Consider the following 1,411-nt stretch of genomic DNA (forward strand, 5'->3'; position numbering starts at 1 on the left):
CCGCCTGCGATGTCGTAGTCTTCTTCATGGTGTTGCTTTCCTTTCGGTTTGATCACCCCGAGCCTACGGCTCAGGGAAAGCAACGCCACCCTTCAGGCAAACTTCAACATCAACCGGGACATCCCCTAGCTCGAAGCCTTTCCACGATTGGCTTGATCGAAGAATGAATGGGAACCTTCCGTATCCCTGCCGAAGTTTTTGCGTCTTCTATGCTGAACGAACACTTGTCGATGCTGGTGAGCTTCATGCTGCATAGCTCTTCAATCCTGGCCCCAGTGTAAGCGCCAAGATAGATTAGATCTTTCAGCTGGCTGTCATCGTCAGCCTCTCGGATCAAGGTCTGGAAATCTACTTTGGTGAAATGCTGGCGCTTGGAGTTGGCAGGTTGGCTTGCCTTGCTGTTCTTGCGAGGTACGACGTTTTCGAAGGGCGATGCCAACGCAAGCCTGTGTTGCCGCTGAAGGTAGGCCCAGTAACCTCGGCAATTTGAAATCACCCTTTTACACGTAGTCAGCTGTAGTTGATCTTTGCCGATTAGCTCGGTCTCTACCCACTCAGCGATTTCTCTGTTTGTTGCATCGTGAGCATATTTGAAACGCTTTGCAAACTTGCCTAGGTCACGGCGTTTCATGTCCACAGTTTTTGGTTGATCTGTAAGGCGGTCGGCAAACTCAGAAACATGCTCAGATAGGACCAGCCAGTCGCCGTGCGTCACCAGATAAGCCTCAGCGAGTTCATTGGTTTCAGTTGCCCACTCTGCATTCGCCATTTCGATCTCATGTTCGGGAACGCCTTGACGCTCCAGCATCAGTTTCTGTTGTCGCATTGCCAGAATTGTATCGGTCGGAGGTGCACCATTGCGCACACTCTCAAGCAGTTCTTTCCATTCGTGAATGACTGGGAGGCACAGCCGCTCAGCTTCGGTCAAGCTCTCTGTCTTCAAAGATTGCATGAAACGGCGCTTTTTGAGGCGTGGTCGCAAGTCTTTTGGTATTTCGAGTACCGCATACCACTTGCGCCTGCGTTTCTGTAGGAACCTTGGCATTTCTAGCTCCAGTCAAATGAAAACCACACACGTTTACCACACACGTTTTTCAGTTGGTAGGCTTAAAACTAAGGGAGTAGGCCCGGAAGGGTCTCGAGGGTTCGAATCCCTTCGTCTCCGCCACTTACCCTCGCGAAAGCGTTCTTCCGATCTGGCAGCGGCAGGATTTTTCCGTTGTTTTCGAGGGTTATGCGGAAGGGGCTGAGCACTGGCCATTGCGCGAGGTGGCCCGGAAGTATTCTCTAAGAGTCTGATTCAAAACTTTTCGAGTGAATTCATTGTCTTGCGAGCATCCGCGTGACGCGGCGGATGTGTGCGATTGTGACCCAAGCTGCCGCGCTGGCGATGGATTTTTCCCAATCCTTC

1 protein-coding gene and 1 pseudogene are annotated in these 1,411 nt (G+C 51.6%); both read right to left on the reverse strand.

Going from position 1 to position 1,411, the window contains the following annotated elements; all coding sequences use genetic code 11:
• Nucleotides 1–109: 109 nt before the first annotated feature.
• A complete protein-coding gene (locus AAFO90_RS24835) occupies nt 110–1,045 on the reverse strand; it encodes a DUF6538 domain-containing protein (protein WP_347511184.1) in 936 nt (311 codons plus the stop codon).
• Nucleotides 1,046–1,320: 275 nt separating this feature from the next.
• A pseudogene (locus AAFO90_RS24840) lies at nt 1,321–1,411 on the reverse strand (IS5/IS1182 family transposase); the annotation flags it as partial.

The sequence above is a fragment of the Phaeobacter sp. CAU 1743 genome, assembly GCF_039839315.1.
Taxonomy (GTDB): domain Bacteria; phylum Pseudomonadota; class Alphaproteobacteria; order Rhodobacterales; family Rhodobacteraceae; genus Phycobacter; species Phycobacter gallaeciensis_A.